The organism is Catellatospora sp. KI3 (genome assembly GCF_029948125.1).
In the GTDB taxonomy this organism is placed as follows: Bacteria; Actinomycetota; Actinomycetes; order Mycobacteriales; family Micromonosporaceae; genus Catellatospora.
The window spans coordinates 231,539-253,842 of record NZ_JASAMB010000009.1; the positions used below are offsets into that span (position 1 = coordinate 231,539).

The 22,304-nt window shown below is 73.3% G+C and carries 23 protein-coding genes; 15 read left to right on the forward strand and 8 right to left on the reverse strand.

The window, feature by feature from the left end:
• Positions 1-7 precede the first annotated feature (7 nt).
• Positions 8-739, reverse strand: coding sequence for a methyltransferase domain-containing protein (locus QEZ54_RS17170; protein WP_281305620.1), 732 nt, complete (start codon positions 737-739; stop codon positions 8-10).
• Between the two features lie 161 nt (positions 740-900).
• On the opposite strand from QEZ54_RS17170, the gene QEZ54_RS17175 reads away from it, so the two are divergent.
• Positions 901-1,236 carry a hypothetical protein gene (locus QEZ54_RS17175; protein ID WP_281305621.1) on the forward strand — a complete coding sequence of 112 codons (336 nt, stop codon included), beginning with the start codon at positions 901-903 and terminating at the stop codon, positions 1,234-1,236.
• A 10-nt stretch (positions 1,237-1,246) separates the two neighbouring features.
• Here the strand turns inward: QEZ54_RS17175 and QEZ54_RS17180 are convergent, their stop codons facing one another.
• A complete protein-coding gene (locus QEZ54_RS17180) occupies positions 1,247-2,131 on the reverse strand; it encodes a LysR family transcriptional regulator (protein ID WP_281305622.1) in 885 nt (294 codons plus the stop codon).
• 114 nt (positions 2,132-2,245) lie between these two features.
• Between QEZ54_RS17180 and QEZ54_RS17185 the strand changes: the two genes are divergently transcribed.
• The 10 genes from QEZ54_RS17185 (at position 2,246) to QEZ54_RS17230 (ending at position 11,557) form a co-directional block, all read left to right on the forward strand.
• On the forward strand, positions 2,246-2,650 hold the full coding sequence (locus QEZ54_RS17185) for a RidA family protein (RefSeq protein ID WP_281305623.1): 405 nt from the start codon (positions 2,246-2,248) through the stop codon (positions 2,648-2,650).
• Positions 2,647-3,501: an NAD(P)-binding domain-containing protein gene (locus QEZ54_RS17190; protein WP_281305624.1), complete on the forward strand. Its 855-nt coding sequence runs from the start codon at positions 2,647-2,649 to the stop codon at positions 3,499-3,501. The genes QEZ54_RS17185 and QEZ54_RS17190 overlap by 4 nt, the downstream gene beginning before the upstream one ends.
• Positions 3,502-3,552: 51 nt before the next feature.
• Positions 3,553-4,233, forward strand: a complete 681-nt coding sequence (locus QEZ54_RS17195; protein WP_281305625.1) for a GNAT family N-acetyltransferase — start codon at positions 3,553-3,555, stop codon at positions 4,231-4,233.
• A gap of 810 nt (positions 4,234-5,043) precedes the next feature.
• The gene (locus QEZ54_RS17200) at positions 5,044-6,321 is read left to right on the forward strand and encodes a hypothetical protein (protein WP_281305626.1); all 1,278 of its coding nucleotides are present in this window, start codon (positions 5,044-5,046) and stop codon (positions 6,319-6,321) included.
• 535 nt (positions 6,322-6,856) lie between these two features.
• Positions 6,857-8,008: a globin domain-containing protein gene (locus QEZ54_RS17205; protein WP_281305627.1), complete on the forward strand. Its 1,152-nt coding sequence runs from the start codon at positions 6,857-6,859 to the stop codon at positions 8,006-8,008.
• Between the two features lie 13 nt (positions 8,009-8,021).
• The gene (locus tag QEZ54_RS17210) at positions 8,022-8,657 is read left to right on the forward strand and encodes a hypothetical protein (RefSeq protein WP_281305628.1); all 636 of its coding nucleotides are present in this window, start codon (positions 8,022-8,024) and stop codon (positions 8,655-8,657) included.
• A gap of 135 nt (positions 8,658-8,792) precedes the next feature.
• Positions 8,793-9,203, forward strand: a complete 411-nt coding sequence (locus QEZ54_RS17215; protein WP_281305629.1) for a helix-turn-helix domain-containing protein — start codon at positions 8,793-8,795, stop codon at positions 9,201-9,203.
• 46 nt (positions 9,204-9,249) lie between these two features.
• Positions 9,250-10,203 (forward strand): hypothetical protein, encoded by a 954-nt coding sequence (locus tag QEZ54_RS17220; protein WP_281305630.1) that lies wholly within the window; start codon positions 9,250-9,252, stop codon positions 10,201-10,203.
• A gap of 39 nt (positions 10,204-10,242) precedes the next feature.
• A complete protein-coding gene (locus QEZ54_RS17225; RefSeq protein ID WP_281305631.1) occupies positions 10,243-10,908 on the forward strand; it encodes a UdgX family uracil-DNA binding protein in 666 nt (221 codons plus the stop codon).
• A 109-nt stretch (positions 10,909-11,017) separates the two neighbouring features.
• Positions 11,018-11,557, forward strand: a complete 540-nt coding sequence (locus QEZ54_RS17230) for a pyridoxamine 5'-phosphate oxidase family protein (RefSeq protein ID WP_281305632.1) — start codon at positions 11,018-11,020, stop codon at positions 11,555-11,557.
• Here the strand turns inward: QEZ54_RS17230 and QEZ54_RS17235 are convergent, their stop codons facing one another.
• Both QEZ54_RS17235 and QEZ54_RS17240 read right to left on the reverse strand, forming a co-directional pair.
• Positions 11,558-13,102, reverse strand: coding sequence for a hypothetical protein (locus QEZ54_RS17235; protein ID WP_281305633.1), 1,545 nt, complete (start codon positions 13,100-13,102; stop codon positions 11,558-11,560).
• On the reverse strand, positions 13,099-13,494 hold the full coding sequence (locus QEZ54_RS17240; protein WP_281305634.1) for an RDD family protein: 396 nt from the start codon (positions 13,492-13,494) through the stop codon (positions 13,099-13,101). The genes QEZ54_RS17235 and QEZ54_RS17240 overlap by 4 nt, the downstream gene beginning before the upstream one ends.
• Before the next feature lie 45 nt (positions 13,495-13,539).
• Between QEZ54_RS17240 and QEZ54_RS17245 the strand changes: the two genes are divergently transcribed.
• A complete protein-coding gene (locus QEZ54_RS17245) occupies positions 13,540-14,895 on the forward strand; it encodes a flavin monoamine oxidase family protein (RefSeq protein ID WP_281305635.1) in 1,356 nt (451 codons plus the stop codon).
• Between the two features lie 66 nt (positions 14,896-14,961).
• On the opposite strand, the gene QEZ54_RS17250 is transcribed toward QEZ54_RS17245, so the two are convergent.
• Together QEZ54_RS17250 and QEZ54_RS17255 are read right to left on the reverse strand one after the other, a co-directional pair.
• Positions 14,962-15,891, reverse strand: coding sequence for a hypothetical protein (locus tag QEZ54_RS17250; protein ID WP_281305636.1), 930 nt, complete (start codon positions 15,889-15,891; stop codon positions 14,962-14,964).
• 411 nt (positions 15,892-16,302) lie between these two features.
• Positions 16,303-17,025, reverse strand: coding sequence for an SDR family oxidoreductase (locus QEZ54_RS17255; RefSeq protein ID WP_281305637.1), 723 nt, complete (start codon positions 17,023-17,025; stop codon positions 16,303-16,305).
• 128 nt (positions 17,026-17,153) lie between these two features.
• On the opposite strand from QEZ54_RS17255, the gene QEZ54_RS17260 reads away from it, so the two are divergent.
• Positions 17,154-18,386 (forward strand): MFS transporter, encoded by a 1,233-nt coding sequence (locus QEZ54_RS17260; RefSeq protein ID WP_281305638.1) that lies wholly within the window; start codon positions 17,154-17,156, stop codon positions 18,384-18,386.
• Positions 18,387-18,459: 73 nt separating this feature from the next.
• Positions 18,460-18,981 (forward strand): flavin reductase family protein, encoded by a 522-nt coding sequence (locus QEZ54_RS17265; protein ID WP_281305639.1) that lies wholly within the window; start codon positions 18,460-18,462, stop codon positions 18,979-18,981.
• 9 nt (positions 18,982-18,990) lie between these two features.
• On the opposite strand, the gene QEZ54_RS17270 is transcribed toward QEZ54_RS17265, so the two are convergent.
• Positions 18,991-20,058 carry an LLM class flavin-dependent oxidoreductase gene (locus QEZ54_RS17270; RefSeq protein WP_281305640.1) on the reverse strand — a complete coding sequence of 356 codons (1,068 nt, stop codon included), beginning with the start codon at positions 20,056-20,058 and terminating at the stop codon, positions 18,991-18,993.
• Between the two features lie 181 nt (positions 20,059-20,239).
• Between QEZ54_RS17270 and QEZ54_RS17275 the strand changes: the two genes are divergently transcribed.
• Positions 20,240-21,493, forward strand: a complete 1,254-nt coding sequence (locus QEZ54_RS17275; RefSeq protein WP_281305641.1) for a hypothetical protein — start codon at positions 20,240-20,242, stop codon at positions 21,491-21,493.
• A gap of 65 nt (positions 21,494-21,558) precedes the next feature.
• Here the strand turns inward: QEZ54_RS17275 and QEZ54_RS17280 are convergent, their stop codons facing one another.
• Positions 21,559-22,233 carry a DUF2306 domain-containing protein gene (locus QEZ54_RS17280; RefSeq protein ID WP_281305642.1) on the reverse strand — a complete coding sequence of 225 codons (675 nt, stop codon included), beginning with the start codon at positions 22,231-22,233 and terminating at the stop codon, positions 21,559-21,561.
• Positions 22,234-22,304 lie beyond the last annotated feature (71 nt).

Consider the following 22,304-nt stretch of genomic DNA (forward strand, 5'->3'; position numbering starts at 1 on the left):
AGGCAGGTCAGCGGAGGACCAGCAGGTCGAGGGCGTCGATCACCGGGGCTTCCGCGACCTCGACGGCGCGGTGCAGCCGCGCCAGCCCGGCGGCGTAATCGTCGTCGGTGATCAGCTGCAGCGGCGTGTGCGCCTCCCGGCGCAGGCCCGCTGCCAGCTCGCGCAGCGACGGAGAGGTGACCTGCGGCACCGGCTCGAACGAGACCGTGGCCATGCCGACCGTCGCGAAAGCCGCCTCGACGTCCGCGACGCTCGGGAAGGTGTCCAGGACGCGGACCGCCTCGGGGAAGTAGCGGAACAGCGAGATGGCCTCGTGGCGGCCCGCGAAGGCCGAGCGGATCAGCACTCTTCCGCCGGGCCGCAGCACCCGGCGCACCTCCCGCGCGGCGGCGGCCAGGTCGGGCACGTGGTGGATGACGGTCGACACCCAGACGGCGTCGACGTGGGCGTCGGCCAGCGGAATGTCGGCCGCGTCCCCTGCGAGGACGTTCGGGTGCGAGCACCGAGCACGCATCGCGGCCGAGGGGTCTACGGCGATGACCTCCATGCCCGGGTACCAGGTGGTGAAGGCGCCCGCCCACATGCCGGTGCCCGCGCCCAGGTCCAGCAGCCGGGTGCACGGACCGGGGGACAGGTGCCGGTCCACCGCCGCCCGCCAGGCGGCCAGTCCGTGGTCGGACAGGTGGCGGGAGGCCTCGAACGCCGCAGCGTCCCGGCCGTCGTAGGCGATGCGTGCCATGCCTCGACCCAACCGCTTCGACGGCGCCCGGACAAGGCCGAATGCCGAGACTCACAGTGGACGGTCACGTCAGATTAGTCACTGGCCGTAGTCGGCGCGTCGGACCGCGCCCCACAATCTCCTGACCGGAACGACGTACGCGAGTCGAGAAACGGGCGGCGATGACGGACGACCAGGGGACGGTGCTGTGGTCGGGGCGGCTCGGCGCCGCGAGCGCCGAGTTGCGCCAGATGGGCGAGCGGAGGGTGCTCAGCATCGGCGACTGGCGGACCGAGGTGCATACGGTCACCAGGGTCCGGCACCGGGGCAGACTACGCGGCCAACAGCTCATCATCGAGCAGTCTGACGGGAGTGTGTTCGTCCACCGGTACCGGCTGCCGTGGGGGCTTCAGCTCGCGCCGCTGTGGGACACCACCTACGACCGTTGGACTGCCGAGGCCGATGATCCGGGGCTGTGCCTGACGGAGCTGCTGGGCGGAGCCGACGACTGGGACTGAGCCGCGCCCCTCACGCGAACGCCGCCTCGGCGAGCGCTGCGGCGAAGCGGGCGGCCGGGCCGCTGTCGGCCTCGCGGTCGCGCAGCGCGGCGTACACGGCCCGGACCGGGGGATCGCGCAGTTCGCAGATGGTGATGTCGACCCGTACCGCCGGGACCAGCAGGCCGGGGACCAGGCACACGCCGAAACCGGCCGCGACGAAGGCGAGCTTGCCCATCCAGCCGCCGGTCTCGATCTCGACCCGGGGCGTGAACCCGGCGCGGCCGCAGGCGCTGGTGAGGATCGCCGCCGCGCCCGCGTAGTCCTCGACCCACGCCTCGTCGGCGAGCTCGGCCAGGTCGACCGGGCCGGTCCCGGCCAGCCGATGGGTGCGCGCCACGGCCAGGTGCAGGCGGTCGTCGAGCAGGTGCAGCACCCGTACGCCGTCGAGCACGGGCAGGCCGGGCGGGTAGTCGGTGACCACGACCAGGTCGAGCTTGCCGTCGCGCAGCCGGGGCAGCAGCCGCGGGGTGACCCCTTCGGCGAAGCTGACCCGGATGCCGGGGTCGGTCGCGGCGTACGCGGTCAGGGCGCGCGGCAGCAGGTGCCCGACCGCTGTGGGCACCGCCCCGACCCGCAACCGGCCGGGCTGCCGGGTACGGGCCGCCGCCACCTCCTCGGCGGCCTGCTCGACCCGGGCCAGGATCGCCGCCGCGTGGACCAGCAGCGCCTCGCCGGCCGCGGTGGGCTGCACGCCCCGCGCGTGCCGCCGCAGCAGCGGCCCGCGCAGGGCCGTCTCCAGGGTTGCGAGCTGCCGCGACACCGCGGACTGGGTGTAGCCGAGGGCCTGGGCCGCGGCGCTGATCGACCCCTGCCGGCACACCTCGTGGAACGAGCGCAGCGCGGTGAGGTCCATCCGGGCAGCGTAACGAGCCATGCCTGACACGCATGGCTGGGATGACATACCTGCGCTACTGCGACGGCCCGCGACCGGCCACAATCGTCGAGTCGATCTGGAAAGGACCACGACATGTCCCACCTCGTACGCATACCGGCCCCCGACGGCCTGGCCGGTTCCCCCAACTACAGCCATGTCGTGTACGGCACCGGCCGCCTGGTCGCCGTCGCCGGGCAGGTCGCCCTCGACGAGAACGGCAAGCTCGTAGGCGAGGGCGACCCGCTCGCGCAGACGCGCCAGATCTTCGCCAACCTCGGCACGGCACTGGCCGCCGCCGGAGCCGCCTTCGCCGACGTGGTGAAGCTCGGCTACTTCATCACCGACGCGGCCTGCCTGGCCGCCATCCGCGACGTACGCGCCGAGGTGATGGGGGAGCACCTGCCCGCCAGCACGGCGGTGCAGGTGGTGGCCCTGTTCCGGCCCGACCTGCTGCTGGAGATCGAGGCCTGGGCGATCGTGCCGCAGGACCGCGCGTGAGAGTCGCCGTCTGCGGGCTGGGCCGCATGGGTACGGCGTTCGCCGCGGTGCTCCTGGGCGCCGGGCACGAGGTGGCGGTGTGGAACCGTACCGCCGGACGCGCCGGTGACCTGGTGGCGCGCGGTGCGGCCGAGGCGCCGACGGCAGCGGCGGCCGCGACCGGAGCGGACCTGGTCGTGGTGATGGTGTTCGACGCCTCGGCGAGCGAGCGGGCACTGCTCGGCCCCGACGGCGTCACGGCCGGCGCCGCCCCGGGCACGCTGGTCGTGAACGCGAGCACCGTCGGGCCCGACGAATCGGTCGGGCTGGCCGCCCGGGTCACGGCCGCGGGCCTGCGCTACCTGGAGGCGCCGGTCCTCGGCTCGGTGGCGTCGGTGCACGCCGGATCGCTGACCGTGCTCACCGGCGGCGACGAGGCCGACGCGGCCGAGGCGGCTCCGGTCCTGGCGGCCTGGTCCCGCGCGGGCCGCCGCCACGCCGGGCCCGTCGGCGCGGCGACGGCGCTCAAGCTGGTCGCGAACCTGGCCCTGGGCGTGGTCGCGGCGGGGATGCACGACGCCGTCAGCCTCGGCGAGGACTTCGGCCTGCCCCGTGAGCTGGTGCTGGACACCCTCGCCCTGGGCGCGTTCGAGCGCGTCGCCGGACGCGGCCGCGAACGGCTCGGAGCGCAGGACTACACCGGGGCGCCGTTCACGCTGGCGGCGCTGGCCAAGGACCTGAGGTTGGCGACGTCGTACGCGCGCCGCCCGCTGCCGGTCGCCTCGGCCGCCGCGACCGTGGCGTCGGCCGGGGTCGCCGCTGGCGACGGCGACTGCGACATCGCGGTGCTGGGCCGGGGTACGCCGCGCTGAGTGGCACATCGCACCGGAGGATCGCGTACGCGCGACGTATCCTTCGATGCGATGGAGACCCGCACCGCACCCGCGCTGACCGCGTTCCTCGCCGCGTTCCTGGGGGACTGGCCCGACCACGACGAGCTGACCGTGGTCGGCACCGACCTGCGTACCAGCCCCGGCTGGGACGGCCGGGTCCATGACGTGCTCGGAGTGTCGCGTCCCGGCGGCGGGGTGCTGTCGGTGGCGCCCGAGGCCGCCGAGCAGGTGCGCGCGGCCGTACGCGACTGGGCCGACGTCCCCGCGCAGCTGCCCGCCGCGCTGGGCCGCCCCGACGCCCGCGCCTTCGCCGGAGTGTTCCGGTGGACGACGGCCCCGACCGACCTGCCCGACGTCGGGATCTGGGTGCCCGCCACGGATCCGCGCCTACCCGAATGGCTGCACCCGTTCGGCGGGGACGCCCTGGTCGCCTTCGACGAGCAGGGCCGCTACGCCGCAGGCGTCGGCGTCAAACGCCACAATCCCGCCGGTATGGAGATCTCTGTCGGCACCGACGAGGCCCACCGCGGCCAGGGTCTGGCCTCCCGCCTGACCGCCCAGGCCGCCCGCTGGATCCTGGCCCACGGCGCGGTCCCCGTCTACCTGCACGACCCGGCCAACACCGCCTCCGACCGCACCGCCCTCGCCGCCGGCTTCCCCAACCAAGGCTGGCAGATTCACGGCCTCTTCCAACCCCCACCCGCCCCCTGACCACCCACCCCCACCGCCCCACCGCTTCGTTGATCATGAACTTTATGGCCGGGTTCGACGGCGTGTCGCCACCCTGGCACCGTGATCATCAACGTTCCCGCGCCGCGGTTCCACGGCCCTCGCCCTCTCGCCCTCTCGCCGCTCGCCATTCGCCGCGCGAGAGGGCGCGATGCTGACCGCAGACGGCGATCTTCTCTGCGTGATCGCCGGTAGCGGTCGAAGTCTGCCGCTAATGCGCGCCGTTCGACCGCAAACGACGATCCCCTCGTTCGGCTGCGTGTCGCTACTTCGGACACCGTGATCACCGGTGTCCCTGCCGCACCCGGCTCCGCGCTCCGTCGTCCATCCGGCCCACAGGCCATCCCGGCCCACGGGCAGTTCGCTGTGCGGGTGGCCGCATGTTGACCGCAGGTGGTGACCTTCCGGGCGTGATCGTCGTGAGGGGTCGAAGTGTGCGGCTCGTGCGCTCCTTCTGGCCGCAAACGACGATCTCCGGGGGTGAGTGGTGGCGTTCTGACCGCAAACGACGATCTACTCGGGGTGAGCAACCAACCGACTGACCGCAGAGGGCGATTTCGTCGGGGGAGCCGTTGGCTGACTGATTGCGGAGGGCGATCTCATCCTGGGGCCGCGCCACTGGCAGGCCTGAGCATCCGTCCCGCCCCGGTGATCACCCCGGAGTGGGGGTGCAGGTTGGGGAAAGTGGTGGAATCTTGGGCGTGTTTCGTGCAGTTTCCCTGAAAGTGCACGTTCGGCTCGCCGAGGAATGCGCGGTGTGGGGGGACCGGGGCGGGGGATCATGGCGGTGTGGTGAGTGAGGTCGAACGGGTGGCCGACGCGCTCTACGCGGCGCCGCCGGAGGGTTTCGTATCGGCCCGCGATGCCGCCGTCGCCGAGGCGAGAGCCGCGGGCAGGGCGAAGGACGCGACCGCGATCGGCCGCCTGCGCAAGCCCACCGTCGGTGCCTGGCTGGTCAACCGCCTCGCTCTGACCCGCCCCGACCTGGTGGAGCAGCTGACCGACCTCGCCGACCAGTTGCGGCGGGCGCAGCGCGAACTCGCGGGCGACCGTGTACGTACCCTGTCAGCCCGGCGCAAGGATCTGCTCGCCGACCTCACCGCCCGAGCGGGCGAGCAGGCGATCGAGGTCCAGCCGGACGTCCCCGTGTCCCGCCTGCCACTTGCGGAGGCCGAAGCCTCCCTGGCTGCCGCCCTGGCCGATCCGGACATCGCCGATCGGGTCCGCACCGGACGGTTGCTGCGCGCCGAGTCGTATACCGGCTTCGGTTTCGGCATGGCCCCCACCGATGACCAGCCGACCAGCGACGCCAAGCCGACCAGCGACGCCGAGTCGGCCAGCGACGACCAGCTGATCAGCGGTGACCGGCCGACCGGCGGTGACCGGCCGACCGGCGGTGACCGGCCGACCGGCGGTGACCGGCCGACCGGCGGTGACCGGCCGACCGGCGGTGACCGGCCGACCGCCGCCGCCGCCGCCGCCGACGCGGACGCCGACGGCGATGTCGACGCCGGTGCGGAGGTGGTGGGAGGTGCTGCGGCGGAGGCGGGGGCGGCGAGGGGGAACGTCATCGACATCAACCGTCGTGGCGGGTCGGCGGGGCGACGTGGTGCTGCGGCGAAGGGGCCAGCCGCGGCGGTGGCACGAGGCTCCGAGCGGGGCGGTGCCGAGTCGCCGGAGCCGGGGCGACAGCGGCGGCGGCCTACGGCACGGCGGGAGTCTGCCGGTCACGAGGCTGACCGGGAGCTGTCGGCGGCTCGGACGGCGGCGGCACGAAAGGCGGATCGGCTGCGCGCGGAGGCGGAGAGCCGAGCGCGGGAGACGGCGCGGCGGGAGCTGGCCACGGCCCAGGCGGAGTTGGCCGAGGCGGCCGAACGGCTGGCCGCAGCCGATCGGGCGCAGCAGTCGGCCGCGGCCGAGCTGGCGGAGATCGAGGCCGCGCTGCTGACGCTGACCGGGCGGCGTGAGCAGGCCCGAGCGGAGTCGGTACGGGCCAAAGCCGAGCACAGCGCCGCCCGCCGCGCCCTGGTCGCCGCCGAACGCAACCTGACCAAAGCAGAGTCGAACTGACCGAAGCAGAGTCGGCTGACCCGGAGTATGTTTCTTACGCGATTAAGTACCAAAGTTGCAACTCAAGATGTGCTCTTGTCCTGACACCGTATACGTTTTAACCTAGTCGGCAGCACACGATCCCAGGCGGGCGTTGGCGACTCCCCGAAGTCCCGGCGCCCGCTTTGTGTTCCCCGGCCCGGCGGCCGCCCGATCGGGTGACACGTGCCCGTCCCGCAAGAGCGTTGTCGCAACGCCGTCGCAGCTCTGGCCGGTGTGGACGGCACCGGGCACACTCGATCGCAACCACGCTCAGTAGTTCCGTCATCTACTGGTTGACACCGCCAGGCCTCGTCTATATATGCTGCTCGCGCGAGGACAACCAGCAGTTTGGATGGAACGACAATTACCAACTGCTGGTTGCGCGTCGATGCGCCGCCCCACGTGAGCCACCCGACGAGCCGGAGGCGACGATGAGTCAGACCCCGACCGCCCCACCGGCCGGCCCCGGCCAGTCCGAGCCGATCCGCCCCGTGCTCGCGGCGGCCGCCTGACCATGGACGCCGCCCGGTTGCAGCGCAGCTTCGCCACGGTCCTGGCCCAGGGCGACCGCGCGGCGCAGCACTTCTACGCCTACCTGTTCGTGGCGTACCCGGAGCTGCGCGACATGTTCCCGATCTCCATGGCCGCCCAGCGCGACAAGCTGCTGCAGGCGCTGGGCCACATCGTGGCGCAGGTCGACCGGCTCGACCGGGCGGCGGCCTACCTGGAGAGTCTGGGCCGCGACCACCGCAAGTTCTCGGTGGTGGGCTCGCACTACGGGCAGATCGGCCAGGCGCTGATGGCGACCCTGGAGCACTTCCTGGGCGATGCCTGGACCCCGGAGCTGGCCCGAGACTGGGCCACCGCCTACGACCAGGTGTCGGCGACGATGATGCGGGCGGCCGAGCACGCCGCGCGCAGCCAGCCTGCCTGGTGGACCGCGGACGTGCTCGAACACGAGCTGCGCGGGCCGGACCTGGCGGTGTTCACGGTCCGGCCGACGATGCCGCTGCCGTACTGGCCGGGGCAGTCGCTGTCGCTGGAGTGCCCGCTGCGGCCCCGGGTGTGGCGCTACTTCTCACCCGCGAACACCCCGCGCGCCGACGGCACGATCGAGTTCCACGTCCGGGCGTACCGGGGCGGGCAGCTCAGCCCGGCGCTGGTGTACCAGCTGCGCGAGGGGGATCAGATCCGGCTCGGCGCGCCGGTCGGCGACCGGCTCACGCTGCTGCCGGGCGGGGGCCGCGACCTGCTGCTCATCGCGGGCGGCACCGGGCTGGCGCCGCTGCGCGCGCTGGTCGAGCAGGTCGAGGTCGAGACCGGCTCGGGGGTGCCGGTGCGGGGCGTGGAGCTGTACGTCGGCGCCCGCTCCGACACCGACCTGTACGACCTGGACACGCTGCGCGGACTGCAGGCGGCGCACCGCTGGCTGTCGGTGGTCACGGTGTCCGGCGGCCGCGACGACGTGGTGTCGGCCGCGCTGAACGCGGGAAAGCTGAACGATCTGGAGATCTACGCGTGCGGCCCCCCGGCGATGGTGGCGGCGGCGCGCGAGGACCTGGCGGCGGCGGGGGTGCCGGCCGACCGGGTGCATGTGGAGGAGTACGACGGCACGCGTTACCGACCGTCCACCGCCGGCGCGGGTTACTCCGCGGCGACCCGTTGAGGAAGCAGGCAGGGTGACCCCGATCAGCGCCGCGAGCGCCCACGAGCAGCCGGACCTGCGCAGGCGGGTGCCGCATACACCAGAGTCGATCATGCGATACCACCTGCCTGACGCGGCGGGCCGCAAGCGCGGCTACGACAAGGAGGCGGTGGACCGGCTGCGGCGCGGCCTGGCCGAGGACGTGGACGCGCTCAACGCGTACATCCTGGCGCAGCAGGCGGAGCTGGACCGGGTCAAGCGGCTGGGGGACCGGTTCCAGCCGGTTGACGCGGCGGCGCGGGCCCGGCAGGTGGCCGCCGAGGCGGTGACGCTGACGGCGCGGGCGCAGGCGCAGGCCGACACGGTGATCGCGGCGGCGCAGGAGCAGAGCCGCCTGATCGTGGAGTCGGCCGAGAAGCAGGCGGCGCACATCATCGACAACGCCCGCCGCGACGCCGACCGGGCGGCGGCCAGCTACCGCGCCACGGCCGGGGGAGCGTACAGCCCGGACCGGGAGCGGCTGGCGCGCGACGTGGCGATGCTGGCCACGTGCCTGCGGGCGCTGGAGACGGCCCGGTCCAACCTGCCCGCGATCCAGGCCCAGTTCGACGCGGTGATCATGGCGTTCGGGCACCAGCTCGACGAGCTGCAGGACTCGGCCGAGCGCTGACCGCGCCACCGGACCCATCGGGCAGGCTTGCCGAAGACATAGGGCCTGTTCGATGATCGTCCATAGTGGAGGACCCCGATGCGGCATCCCCGACCGCCCGATGAGGCGGGGCACGACCCCGGAAGGGCCGAACGCATGCCTCTTCCCAGCGCACCGCCGGCGCCCCCGCCCTTCGCCGAGCGGTACAACCACCTGCTGGAGACGATCAAGCCGGGCGGCGTACGGCAGACCGACGAGATGGTGGCCCAGGCGACCGAGGTGTCGGCGCAGTACATCGGGATGCTGCGCACCGGTAGGCGCAGCAACCCCAGCCACGAGCTGGTCGGCCGCATCGCGGCCCACTTCGGTGTCGACGTCGCCTACTTCCTCGACCCCGACCGCGCCGCCGCGGTGGACCGGGAGCTGCGTACCGTCGGCGCCCTGCGCGACTCGCGGGTACGCCGCCTGGCCCACCGCATGTCCGGGCTGTCCCCCGACAGCCTCGACCTCACCGCCGAGATCATCGAACGCCTGCGGCGCCTCGAAGGCCTGCCCGACACCGACTGACCGCGCAGACCGCGTCGAGGCGAGCGGCTTGCAGTGGGATGCTGCAATGTCCGGCATGTTGGACGACATCCAGATCCGGTTGGCGGCGGCGGCGGAAGCCGTACGCGAGCACCAGGTGACCACGCAGCGCTGCCGGGAGCTGGGCGAGCGCGTCGACGGTGCGCAGCGGCAGCTGGGGCTGGTCACCAAGGCGCACGCCGCTGAGGCGGCCGACGTCGCCAAGCTGGAGGGCATGTCGCTGACCCGTATCTGGCTGGCGCTGCGCGGAGCGCGCGACGACGCGCTGGCCCGCGAGCGGGCCGAGGAGCAGGCCGCCGCGTACCGGGTGGCCGAGGCGAAGGAGCGGCTGCGGGTGCTCGCCGACGAGCTGGCGGTCGCGCGGGCGCGGCTGGCGACGCTGCGTACCGCCGAGTTCGACTACACCGCCGTGCTGGCCGAGAAGGAGCAGCACCTGGCCGACAGCGGCGACCCGCGGGCCGGGCGCCTGCTGGAGCTGGCCGAGCGGCGCGGCAGCCTCACCGCCGAGCTCAAGGAGCTGCGCGAGGCCGCCGCGGCGGCCGCACGGGCCGCCGAGAGCCTCGACCGGGTCGCCGTGCTGCTGGGCAAGGCCGACGACTGGTCGGGCTACGACACGTGGCTGGGCGGCGGCGCGTTCAGCAGCGCGATGAAGCACGACCGGATGGACGAGGCGGCCTCCGCCGCGACCGTTGCCGACCATCACATCGCGAAGCTGCGCACCGAGCTGGCCGACGTACGCGACGTGAACCTCACCCTGCCCGAGCTGGAGCTTGAGGGCTTCACCCGGTTCGCCGACGTGTGGTTCGACAACATCTTCACCGACCTGGCCGTCCGCGACCGGATCAAGCAGGCGCTGCGCAACGTCGGGCACTCGGTCGAGCGGGTGGCGGGCCTGCGGCGCACCCTGGACCGGCACCTGGCCGACACCACCGCCGCCCTGGAGGGCGCCGAGCGGGAGCGCCGGGCCGTGCTGGCGAGCTGAGCGGGGTTGAACCCCGGCCCACCGGGGTACGACCAGCGCGTGGCCACCAGAACCGAACCGGGGGCGGAGGAGTTCGTACCCGCGCATCCGGGCTCTGTCGACGACCTGCGCGCGGCCGCGGGCGGCTGCCGAGGCTGCCACCTCTACCGCGACGCCACCCAGACGGTCTTCGGCGCCGGTCCGGGCCGGGCCGCCGTGGTCCTGGTCGGCGAGCAGCCGGGCGACGTGGAGGACCGCCGGGGCGCGCCGTTCGTCGGCCCGGCGGGCAAGGTGCTGGACCGGGCCATGGCCGAGGCGGGTCTGGCCCGGACTGATGCGTACCTGACCAATGCGGTCAAGCACTTCAAGCACCGCGACACCGGCAAGCGCCGCATCCATCAGACGCCGACGCGTACCGAGGTCGTCGCCTGCCTGCCGTGGCTGGTGGCGGAGCTGGAACTGCTGCGCCCCAGGTTCGTGGTGGCCCTGGGCGGCACGGCGGTCAAGGCGCTGCTGGGTCCGGCCGCGACGATCTCCGGCGTACGCGGGCAGCTGCTGCCGTGGCCGGACGCGGCGCACCATCCCGAGCTCTTCGCCGGTGCCCACGGCCGGTTCGCCGCGACCATCCACCCGTCGGCGGTGCTGCGTGCCGAGGACCGGGAGGCGCTGTACCAGGGCCTGGTCGCCGATCTGGCCCTGGTGGCCCACGCGCTGGGCGACGTTTAGCCCCGACCCGGACGGGGCATGGCAGCCGGGCCGGGTTCGCGTCGCCGCCCGGCTTTCGCCGTCGGCGGGCCCTGGCAGCCGCCCGTCCGACCGTTGATCGGAGGACGCGATGGGACACCTCACCCGGTCGGAGCCGACCGCCGTGCTCGACGCCCGGTTCAGCAGTCCCGGGGCCGAGCCCGTACCGTGGGCCGACGCCCGCGCGCGCCTCGTCGACGCGCCCGTGTTCTGGCTGTCCACGGTGCGCCCCGACGGCCGCCCGCACGTGACGCCGCTGCTGGCGGTGTGGTCGGAGGAGGCGCTGTACTTCTGCACCGGCCCGACCGAGCGCAAGGCCCGCAACCTGGCCGAGAACCCGCACTGCGTGCTCACCACCGGCACCAACGCCCTCGACGAGGGCCTGGACCTGGTCGTCGAGGGCGACGCGGTCCGGGTGCGCCAGACGCCGGAGCTGTCCCGGGTGGCGCTGGTGTACGAGTTCAAGTACGGCCCCGACTGGCGCTACGAGGTCGCCGACGAGGCCTTCCATCACGTCGGCGGCTGCGCCCTGGTCTACCGGGTGGACCCGGTGCGTGCCCTCGGCTTCGGCAAGGGCACCCGGTTCAGCCAGACCGCCTGGAACTTCGAGCCGGCCGGGGACGCGACCTGATCAGCGCACCAGGTCGGCGTAGAGCACCGACTCGACGTACCCGTCCTCCTGCGGGGTGCCCGACCCGGCGGCCAGCCGCCCGGCCGCCGCGGCCAGCGCGTCCCGGGTCCCGTCCGGCGCCGACCAGGGCGACAGGGCCAGGAACTCCGGCTTGTCCCCGGCGTACACCTGGTATTCGGCCGGGTCGGTGGCGGTGCGCTCGCCGGTGCCGACATAGCGCCGGCCGGGCCCGGTCGCGCCCCGGCCGGTGATCGCGCTCTGGCCGTCGAACACGAGGTCGAACAGGTTGCCGGTCATCATCGGGGTCACGTTGTAGCGGAACCTGACGGTCGGGTCGGCCACGGCGCGCCAGGTCGAACCCATCCACTCAAGGGGCTGCCAGCCGCCGCTCTGCGCCGCGGTGGCCCAGCGGCCCGGGTTGGCGTCGGCCTGGACCATCACGTCGACGCCCTGCGCGTCGAGGCAGGCCGCGTACGACACGCGCAGGTCGGCGCACGGGTCGAACCCGGCCGGACGCTGCCCGAACGGGTACCCGTAGCCGAAGGCGGGCAGCGAGGTGGCGAACCCGACCCGGAATCCGGCCACGTCCACGCCGCTGGCGTTGGCCCGCCCCGCCGCCCCGCTCGACGGCCCCTCGTCCAGGCCCAGCAGGTCCAGCTCCAGCGCGGTCAGCGGCACCTTCTCGTTGCGGAACAGCAGGTTGCGCTCGAAGTCGGGGGCGTCGGCGCGCACCTCGTCCGGCCCCCACAGGAACGTCACGTTGGCCACCCGCGACTCGGTGGCCACGTACGCCGTGCCGGTCGACCGGTACGCCGGGTCGGCGAACAGGGCGACCTCGGCCGGATCACGGCTGACCCGGTAGCGGGCCTGGTTGTTGCCGGCCACCACGTACACGCCGTAGTCGCGGGCGATCTCGGAGAAGGTGCGGCTGAACGCGCGTACGAACGTGTCCGTCGCGCCGAGCAGCACCTGCTTGCGCGGATCCACCCCGCCGAAGCGCACCTGGTACGCCGCGATCTGCGGCGCGTACGCCACGTTGAGCTGCGCCAGCGCCCCGGCCATGCCCAGCGGCACCGCCTCGGTGGCGGCCCGCGCCGCGCCGCGCGCCTGCGCCCGCACCCCGGCGCCGCGCGCGCCGATCCCGACCGTGGGCAGCCCGACGTCCTCGGGGAAGACGATCAGCGTCGGCACCCCCGGCTTGCGGTGCGGCAGCACCGTCTCCTCCACCAGGCAGCGCATCGCCGTGCGCCACGTCTCGTAGCTCTCCGCGTGCCCGAGGTCCAGGTGGTAGCCGATCGCGAACACCCGCAGCCGCGCGTCCGGCTCGTCGTGGCCGCTGACCGGCACCCGGTCAGGGGAGCGGTAGCGGGCGCAGGCCGCCGCGTCCGGATGGTCGGGACCGTCGCCGCCGCCCGTGACCGCCGACAGCGCGCCCGGCACCTGGCTGCTCAGCGCGACCAGGGTCCACGGGACGACCACCAGCAGCGCGAGCAGCCGCGCCAGCCGGGCACCCCGGCCCAGCGGCGCGCTCAGCCGGGCGGTCACCGCGACCGGACCACGGCGGTGAAGGCGAGCCGGTCCCACATCGCCTGCCGCGTCGGCGAGAGCACGAACAGCGCCGCGACGACCCAGCCCAGACCCAGCGTGGCCGCGCCGAACAGGCCGACCACGCCGAGCGCGTACGCGCCCTGGCGCAGGGCCATCGTGCGCAGCCCGGCGGGCTCGGCCGACACCGCGTCGACGACGCGCAGGCCGAGCAGCCGCTTGGCGGGGGTGCGGCCGTGGCGCCACTCGTACACCGACCAGGCCAGCCAGCCGACTACCAGGGTCGCCGCGCACAGCAGCAGCTCCAGCGCGAACCCGGCCAGTCGGCGCCCGAGCCCGGCGAGCTGCGGTCGGGCTTCAGGCTCAGCCGGGTGGCTCGCGGTCTCGATCATGCGGGGGACCCTATAGCGAGAATCGCTCGCATACCATCCCCCACCATGGACGCAGATGTCATCGTGGTCGGGGCCGGGGTCGCCGGACTGGTGACCGCCGACCGGCTGGTCGCGCGGGGCCGCAGCGTGCTGGTGCTGGAGGCGCGCGAGCGCGTCGGCGGCCGCACCCTCACCGCCGACGTGCCGGGCTTCCCGCCGTACGTGGTGGACCAGGGCGGGCAGTGGGTCGGGCCCGGCCAGGAGCTGCTGTACACCGAGCTGGCCCGGTTCGGGCTGGCCACCCAGCCGCAGTCGACCGGCGGCAGCGCCCTGGTCGTGTTCCGGGGCAAGGCCCGCCGCTACACCGGCCGCATCCCCAAGCTCGACCCGCTCACGCTGCTCGACGTCGGCCAGACCCAGTTCCGCTTCGACCGCCTGGCCCGGACCGTCGACCTGGCGCGGCCGTGGCGCACCCCGCGCGCCACCGACCTGGACAGCCAGACCTTCGAGACGTGGCTGCGCCGCACCTGCTTCACCGAGCGCGGCCGCGACTTCTTCCGCACCGCCTGCGAGGCCGTCTTCGCCACCGTCCCGGCCAACCTCTCCCTCCTGCACGCGCTGTTCTACTGCGCCAGCGGCACCAGCCTGGAGACCCTGATCAGCACCGTCGGCGGCGCGCAGCAGGACCGCGTCGTCGAGGGCCTGGGCACCCTCGCCGTCCGGCTGGCCGCGCACCTGGGCGGCCGGGTCCGGCTGGACACGCCGGTGCGGGCGATCACCCAGGACGAGACGGGGGTACGGGTGCAGACGCCGACCGGCGAACTGCGCGCCCGGCGGGTCGTGGTGGCGGTGCCGCCGACCCTGGCGGGGCGCATCGCGTACACCCCGGCCCTGCCCGCCCGCCGCGACCAGCTCACCCAGCGCACCCCGCACGGCGGCATCATCAAGTGCCACGCCGTCTACGACACGCCGTTCTGGCGGGCCGACGGGCTGTCCGCCGAGGCCGCCAGCGACCAGGGCCCGGTCAAGGTGGCGTTCGACGCCAGCCCCGCCGGGGGCGGCGGGCCGGGCATCCTGCTGGCGTTCCTGGACGGGCCGGAGTCGCTGCGGCTGGGCGAGGTGAGCGCCGAGCAGCGGCGGGCGGAGGTGCTCCGGTCGCTGAGCCGCTTCGTGGGGCCGCGGGCGCTGGAGCCGGTGGCGTTCCTCGAGCGGGACTGGAATGCCGAGGAGTGGACGCGGGGGTGCTACGGGGCGCATCTGCCGCCGGGGGCGTGGACGCAGGTGGGGGCGGCGCTGCGGGAGCCGGTGGGGCGGATCCACTGGGCGGGGACCGAGACGGCGGAGCGGTGGTGCGGCTACGTCGACGGCGCGATCGCCTCCGGCGAGCGCGCCGCCGCCGAAGCCCACACCGCCCTCAGCTGAAAACGAAAGGAAGGGGCCCCTCTTATCGGAATCCGATGTAGAAGGGCCCCTTCCTAACCTGGTGCTTTATGCGTCGGCGGAGGCGGTGGCCGTCTCGGGGGCGGCTGTTTCGGCGGCGGGGGCGTCGGCCTGGGCCGGGGCGGGGTTCACGGGGCTGCGGCGCGAGCGGCTCGGCTTCTTGGCCGGCTCCTCGGCGGCGGCGTCCGCGACGACGATGCCCTCGGGGGCCGTCAGCTCCTCGATCTCGGCGGCGATCTCCTCCTCGGAGCGGCCCGCCATCCGGCGCTGCGAGGCGCGGTCGCGCAGGAACGCCGCGTACAGCTCCTTGTCCTGGGCGTCCTGCTCGTCGACGAAGATGGCCTCCTGGCCGTCGCGCTTGGCGCGGATCTTCTCGGCCATGTCGGTCAGGCCGAGGCGGCCCGCCAGCGACGACACGAAGCTGGAACCGCGGGTGATGCCGGTGGCGATGAGGAACGCGCGGCGCTTGAGCCACACGCCCAGCAGCTTCGCGAGCTCGACCAGAATCTCGATGACGGCCGCGAGCAGCGCGAGCACGCCGAGGTAGACCAGCGTGTAGACGACGGCGACGATGACCGAGCCGGTCCAGCCCCAGTGGAACGTCGACACCAGCACGCCGCCGACGAGCGCGGCGAGCACCGTGCTGGAGAAGAACGTGGCGATCGGGTCCTGCAGGCGCTCCAGCCGGCGGCCGGCGGCGACACGCTGCAGCACCACCAGGTGGGTCAGCAGGACCGCGCCGATGATGAACGCGGGCGCGACCGACGAGTCGAAGGCCGGGTCGGCGTTGTCGAAGTTGTCCAGCCACTGGACGGCCTTGCGCATCGGCAGCTCGCCCCAGGGCCAGCGGTCGGCGAAGTAGATCAGGTACAGCGGGATGGACAGGATCGAGAGCGCGAACGCGAACTTCTGCGGGCGCTTGTCGAAGAAGACGGCCTTGACGAAGAACGCCACGGCCGCGAGCAGCACTACGGCCACTGTCCAGACGAGAATGTCGCCTATTGACACGATGATCCTTTGGATTGGTGGGCCACTGGTTCATTGACCTATGGCAGTCGCCCACCGACCGTCAGCCCGGCAGTGCCGTGTTGAAGTCGCCCCGTCGGGACGTCCGACCATTCAACAGGCCCGTGCCCGAGCCGTATGGCCCGACCGTGGCCGATGTCGGTGTCACCCAACCACCGCCGTCAGCAGCACACAATCAGATGATCAGCCGGAGGGGGATCGGTCGTCCATACCGGTCGGAACGGTGAGGACAATGATGCGCCCGGCAGATCCGGAAAGCCGCTTTTGGACGGCGTCCAATTAGGCGCCGCCGTGACCCGGCAGTAATGGATCCGACACCTTGTGCCGCGCGTTGTTGGCGGTCATTCGCCTGGCATTGTCCGGTTACCAGGGCAGCGGGCGGCCGTGCCGGAAGAATCCACCGGTCGGTCCGCGGTCGGGCAGATCCACCGCCCACAGCACACTCGCCGCGCCCTCGGCCACGGGCGCGCCGCCGGGGCCGCCCATGTCGGTGGCGATCCAGCCCGGACACACCGCGTTGACCAGGATGCCGCTGCCCGCCAGGTCGTCGGCCAGCTTGCGGGTTAGCGCGTTGAGCGCGGCCTTCGACACGCCGTACGCCGGAGTCTCGCCGCCCATCCCGGTCAGCGACCCGGCCTCGCTGGACACGTTGACCACGCGCGGATGCCGGCCGGAGCGCAGCAGCGGCAGCAGCGCCTGGGTGGTCTGCCACGCGCCGAGCACGTTCGTCTCCAGCGCCTGGCGCACCGTGTCCAGGTCCGCGTGCTCGGTGCGCTGCCAGGTGTCGTACAGGATGGCGGCGTTGTTGATCAGCACGTCCAGCCGCCCGAACCGCTCGCCCACGGCGGCGGCGACCGCGCGCAGGTTCACCGGGTCGGTGACGTCCAGGCCCAGCGCGACGATCTGCCCGCCGCCGGTCAGCGCCGCGCGCAGCTCCTCGGCCGCCTGCTCGCCCCGGGCCCGGTCCCGCGCGCCCAGCACCACGCTCGCCCCGCCCTGCGCGAGCTGCCGCACCACCTCGCGCCCGATGCCCCGGTTGGCGCCGGTGACGATCGCGACCCGCCCGGCGAACCGTTCTTCTTCCACCGTGCCATTGTCACCGCTGCGAGCAGCGGGTACGGGCGCAACGCGCGCACCGGTATGAATGAAAGATCGTCGATTTCCATGGAAAGGGATATCCTGTCGACCCGCCTCGTGCATGTGAGGAGACGCGGATGCGCCAGGTGCTGCGTCGTGCCGATTTCCGGCTGCTGTTCTGCGGCCTGATCGCCAGTATGGCCGCCGAGTCGATACTCGTCCTGGCGCTGGCGATCTGGGTCAAGGACATCACCGGCTCCAGCGGCCAAGCCGGAATGATCATCTTCGCGGTGGTGGCGCCGATGCTGCTCGCGCCCCTGGTCGGCTGGTTCGTCGACCGGTTCCGGCGGCGGCCGTTCCTGGTCGGCGCCAACCTCGCCGTGGCCGCCGCGCTCATCCCGCTGTTCGCCGTACGCGAGCGCGCCGACGCGTGGATCATCTACGTCGTCGCCGTCCTCTACGGCCTGTCCTACCTCGCCGTCAGCGCCGCACTCGCCGGTCTCGTCAAGGTCGTCGTCCCCGACGAGCTGCTCGCCGAGGCCAACGGCGCCCTGCAGACCGTACGGCAGGGGCTGCGCCTGGGCGGCCCCATCGCCGGCGCGGCCCTCTACACCGCCGTCGGCGGCTGGACCGTCGCCGCCGTCACCATCGCCGGCTTCGTGCTGTCCGCCCTGGCCATCGCCGTCATCCGGGTACGCGAGGACGCCCCGGAGCCGTCCGCGCCGCACTGGCTGCGCGAAGCCGGTGCCGGGCTGCGCCACGTCGCCGCCCACCCCGTGCTGCGCCGCGTCACCACCGGCATGGTGGTCAGCATCTTCATGCTCGGCTTCAACGAGACCCTCGTCTTCGCCTACGTCGACCAGGGCCTGCACCGGCAGCCCGGCTTCGTCGGCGTGCTCTCGGCGGTGCAGGGGGTCGGCGGCCTGCTCGGCGGCGCCCTGGCCGCCCCGCTCATCCGCCGGCTCGGCGAGGTGCGCGCCGTGGCACTGGGCATGCTCGCGCTCACCCCGGCGTCGCTGTCGTTCGTGGTGCCGCACCTGTGGCTGTCCGTACCCGGGATGGTCTTCTTCGGATGCGGACTGTCGGTCACCGTGGTCAGCTTCCACACGCTGCTGCAGCGCGCGACCCCCGCGGCGATGATGGGCCGCGTCGCGGCCGGGGTCGACGCGCTGATCAGCGGACCCTCGGCGGTGGCGATCGCGGCCGGGGCCGGGCTCGTCTCCGTGCTGGACTACCGGGTGCTGTTCGTCGGCACGGGCGCGGCCCTGCTCGCCTCCGGCTGGTCGGTATGGCGCTCGCGCCTGCCCGGACCCGTGCACCGGGAGGTCACCGGCGACGGCCAACCCGCGGTGGCGGCCCCGCATTCCTGACTGTGTCACATTGCGCACCCATGGAGATCCCCCGGCGAGCTACCGTTAGCACACCCTCACCGAGAGGCACCCCATGACCATCGCCGTACCCTCGGAGCAGTCCACCGCCGTCGCAGGCATCGAGGTGAGCAGATACCTCGGGCTGCTGCGCCAGCACGCCACGACCGTCACCGTGGTCACCACGTCCGGGCACGGCGACATCGGACCGGCCGGGTTCACCGCCACCTCGTTCACCTCGGTGTCGCTGCGTCCCCAGCTCGTGTCGTTCTGCCTCGACCGCGACTCCACCAGCTGGCCCGCCGTCGCCGGCGCCCGGCACGTGGCCATCCACCTGCTCGCGGCGGGGCAGCAGGAGCTCGCCCGCAACTTCGCCACCCGCGGCATCGACCGGTTCGCCGACACCAGCCTGTGGGCGCCCGGCCCGTACGGCGTGCCGGTGCTCGGCGGGGTGCTGGCCACGCTGGTGTGCGAGGTGGTCGAACGGATACCGGCCGGTGACCACGCGATCGTGCTGGGGCGTCCCGTCGACGCCCACCAGCGCGACGGCGAGCCCCTGCTCTACCACATGGGCGGCTACTCGCAGCTGGCCCGCTGACCCCGCGCCTCAGGCGGTGACCAGCGGCAGGACGTGGGTGCCGATGCGGGTGGCCTCCTCGCGGTGCGGCCAGGCGGACAGGATGAACTCGTCCAGCCCGAGTGCGGCGTACTCGCTGATCCGCGCCGCCACCTCGGCGTAGCTGCCGACCAGCGCGGTGCCCGCGCCCTCGCGCACCAGGCCGACCCCGGCCCACAGGTTCGGCGCCACCAGCAGGCTCTCCGCGCTGCCGCCGTGCAGGGCCGCCATCCGCGCCTGCCCGACCGACTCCATCCGGGCGAACCGCTGCTGCGCCGCGGCGATGCGCTCGGGCGCCATACCCGCCAGGAGGCGGTCGGCCTCGTCCCAAGCCTGCTCGGCGGTCGGCCGGGCGATCACGTGCAGGCGGATGCCCAGCCGCAGCGTGCGGCCCTGCTCGGCGGCCAGCTTCCGCATCCGCGCCACCCGCTCGGCGATCGCCGCCGGGGGCTCGCCCCACATCAGGTACACGTCGGCGTGCTGCGCCGCCACCTGCTCGGCGGCCGCCGAGGCGCCGCCGAAGTACAGCGGCGGCGCCGGGTCCAGCGGCTGCCGCAGGCCTCCGCGCTCCACCTGGTAGTGGCGTCCCTGGTAGTCGAACGGCTGCCCGGCCCAGGCGCGCCGCAGCACGTCCAGGCACTCGCCGGTACGTTCGTAGCGCTCGGCGTGCTCCAGGAAGTCGCCGTACGCCCGCTGCTCGGACCGGTCGCCGCCGGTGACCGCGTTGAGGGCCAGCCGCCCGCCGGTCATCGCCTGGAACGCCTCGGCCTGCTGCGCCAGCAGCGTGGGCAGTGCGAACCCGGTGCGGAACGCGACCAGCAGCTTGAGCCGCTCGGTGTGCTGGGCCACGGCCGTGCAGACGATCCACGGATCGGGGCAGCCCGCGCCGACGGGCGTCAGCGCGGCGGTGAATCCGGCCCGCTCGGCGGCCTGGGCGACCTCGGTGAGGTAGCCGATGCTCGCGGCGCGCGTGTGATCGGCCGCCCCGGCGGCGACGGTGGCCGAGCCGATCTGGTGCCCGTCGCCGGAGGTGGGCAGGAACCAGTGGAACGCGGGCATGGGTGGTCCTCCTCGGCACGGCGGCTGCACGTCAGGACGATAGCCTACTGATCCGGTAGGAAAAATGGGATACGGAGAAGTGCGTGACCTGCGGCTCTTCATCGAGGCATTGACGTAGTTCGTGACGCGTGGTCTGATCCCCGAACATATCTCACGTTCCTATCAGGAGAAAGGGGCGAAAGTGACCAGACTCCGTCGCGTCACGCTCCTGGCGGCGGTCGTCACGGCCCTCGGCTCTGGTGCCGTCGCTGTCGCCACCCCCGCCACCGCAGCCCTGCCCACGGCGGCGGTGGCCATCGGCGACAGTTTCATCAGCGGCGAGGGCGCGGGCGCCTACCAGGCCGTCGTCGACGTCAACGGCGTCAGCCAGCCCTTCCCCGGCTGGTCGGCGGCCAACAACAACGCCTACTTCTGCCACCGCTCGGCCAACGCCTCGCTGCAGCAGGCCAACCTGCCCGGCATCGCGGCCCGGTTCAACCTCGCCTGCTCCGGCGGGCAGCCCAAGGACATCGCCAGCGCGTCCAACACCCGCACCAACGGCCGCCTGGTCGCCGCCCAGCTCGACCAGCTGCGCGCGGTCGCCCAGACCAACGACATCGACCTGGTCCTGGTCGGTCTCGGCTCCAACAACAGCTCGTTCACGTTCGGCGACGTGGCGTCGCTGTGCGCGAACCGGTTCATCGCCGACGCGTGGACCGGCTGGTGGGAGTTCTGGGCCTACCTCAACGGCCCGGTCCCGCAGGAGCCCTGCACCGACGCCGACCTGGCCACCGCCGCCGAGGTCGCCGCCGCCACGGCCGAGACCACCAACGCGCTGCGCCAGCTGCTGACCACCCTCGACCAGATCGACGCCGACGGCCAGCACCGCATCGTGCTGCAGGACTACACCAACCCGCTGCCGCCGGAGCTGTACTCCTCCTTCTGGGAGCAGGACGGCCGCGACGACACCCGGGACAAGTTCCGCGACCTCGGTGCCGAGCGGTACGCCGCCGGCTGCCCGATCCACCGGGCCAGCCTCGCCCCCGGCCAGCGGTTCTCCGCCGCGCTGGGCACCATCGTCAGCAACTCGCGGACCACCCTGGCCGCCGAGTTCCCCAACGCCGACCTGGTTTACCTGAACGTGCAGCGGGCCTTCGACGGCGCCCGCCTGTGCGAGAACGCCAACAGCCCCACCGGCACGCTGGCCACCCCGGTCCGCATCCAGGACGGCCCGACCGGCAACCCCATCACCAGCCTGTCCGGGTACGACAAGATCGCGATCCAGCGGTTCGCGAACGCCTGCGTCACGTACTTCCAGACGTGCCAGGAGTCGTGGCACCCCAACGCGTCCGGCCACGCCGTCCTCGGCCAGTGCCTCGCGGCCGCCGCCACCACCGCCAACCGCACCCTCGCCTGCGTCCGCAACCCCGCCACCGGCACCCTCACCTTCCAGTGAGTTAAGGAAGGGCCCCTTCTTATCGGAATCCGATGTAGAAGGGGCCCTTCTTGACTCTTCAGCCCTCAGCCGCGTGCGCGGCGCAGCCACCACTCGGCGACGATGAGGTTGGGCACCCAGGCCAGGAACGGCACCACCAGGTATGCCCGGTCGAACGCCACCTGCCCGTCGACCCCGGTCAGCGCGATCTGCGCCACGATCAGCACCGGCAGCCACAGCCGCAGCATCACCGCCGCGTACGTCACCGCGAACGTGCGCACCATCCACCGCCGGTGCGCCGCGACGTCCCCGCGCCGGATCGCCCGCAGCGCCGTCACGGCGTACCACAGCCAGACCACCGCCAGCCCGCCGAAGCCGAACAGGCCCACCAGCCCGGCACCGTTGAACGGCGCCAGGACCAGCCCGGACACCCCACCGAGCATGATCGAGCCGAAGACGATCCGGCCGGTCACCCGGTGCAGGCGCGGAGCGCGGGCACGCAGCCGGGCCGCGAACTGCAGCGGCGACAGCAGCAGCGCCAGCGCCGCGCCGACGATATGGGCGTACAGCGCGAACTGGACGATCGCCGGGCGGGCCGCGTAGTCGGCGGCGAGCCCGTTGTCGCCCTCGGCCAGGCTCGGCAGTGAGCTGGTCAGGTAGGGCAGCGCCGCGAAGACGGCGATGCCGACCGCGCTGAGCGTGAACCACCAGAACGCGGCGGTACGCCTGCGGTGGCGTACCGGTGCCGCAATGGCCGTCATGTAGTCCCCTCCACCCCGGTCCCCGCGACTGTCGCGACGACCCTGCGCCATCATCGATGGCCCGGCAGCCC

Bases quoted from the DNA above. Each gene is read 5' to 3' on its own strand.
- QEZ54_RS17270 (WP_281305640.1), bottom strand. From the start codon at position 20,058: ATGCCCGCGTTCCACTGGTTCCTGCCCACCTCCGGCGACGGGCACCAG.
- QEZ54_RS17170 (WP_281305620.1), bottom strand. From the start codon at position 739: ATGGCACGCATCGCCTACGACGGCCGGGACGCTGCGGCGTTCGAGGCC.
- QEZ54_RS17260 (WP_281305638.1), top strand. From the start codon at position 17,154: ATGCGCCAGGTGCTGCGTCGTGCCGATTTCCGGCTGCTGTTCTGCGGC.
- QEZ54_RS17245 (WP_281305635.1), top strand. From the start codon at position 13,540: ATGGACGCAGATGTCATCGTGGTCGGGGCCGGGGTCGCCGGACTGGTG.
- QEZ54_RS17195 (WP_281305625.1), top strand. From the start codon at position 3,553: ATGGAGACCCGCACCGCACCCGCGCTGACCGCGTTCCTCGCCGCGTTC.
- QEZ54_RS17230 (WP_281305632.1), top strand. From the start codon at position 11,018: ATGGGACACCTCACCCGGTCGGAGCCGACCGCCGTGCTCGACGCCCGG.
- QEZ54_RS17205 (WP_281305627.1), top strand. From the start codon at position 6,857: ATGGACGCCGCCCGGTTGCAGCGCAGCTTCGCCACGGTCCTGGCCCAG.
- QEZ54_RS17180 (WP_281305622.1), bottom strand. From the start codon at position 2,131: ATGGACCTCACCGCGCTGCGCTCGTTCCACGAGGTGTGCCGGCAGGGG.
- QEZ54_RS17220 (WP_281305630.1), top strand. From the start codon at position 9,250: ATGTCCGGCATGTTGGACGACATCCAGATCCGGTTGGCGGCGGCGGCG.
- QEZ54_RS17280 (WP_281305642.1), bottom strand. From the start codon at position 22,233: ATGACGGCCATTGCGGCACCGGTACGCCACCGCAGGCGTACCGCCGCG.
- QEZ54_RS17265 (WP_281305639.1), top strand. From the start codon at position 18,460: ATGACCATCGCCGTACCCTCGGAGCAGTCCACCGCCGTCGCAGGCATC.
- QEZ54_RS17185 (WP_281305623.1), top strand. From the start codon at position 2,246: ATGTCCCACCTCGTACGCATACCGGCCCCCGACGGCCTGGCCGGTTCC.
- QEZ54_RS17240 (WP_281305634.1), bottom strand. From the start codon at position 13,494: ATGATCGAGACCGCGAGCCACCCGGCTGAGCCTGAAGCCCGACCGCAG.
- QEZ54_RS17175 (WP_281305621.1), top strand. From the start codon at position 901: ATGACGGACGACCAGGGGACGGTGCTGTGGTCGGGGCGGCTCGGCGCC.
- QEZ54_RS17215 (WP_281305629.1), top strand. From the start codon at position 8,793: ATGCCTCTTCCCAGCGCACCGCCGGCGCCCCCGCCCTTCGCCGAGCGG.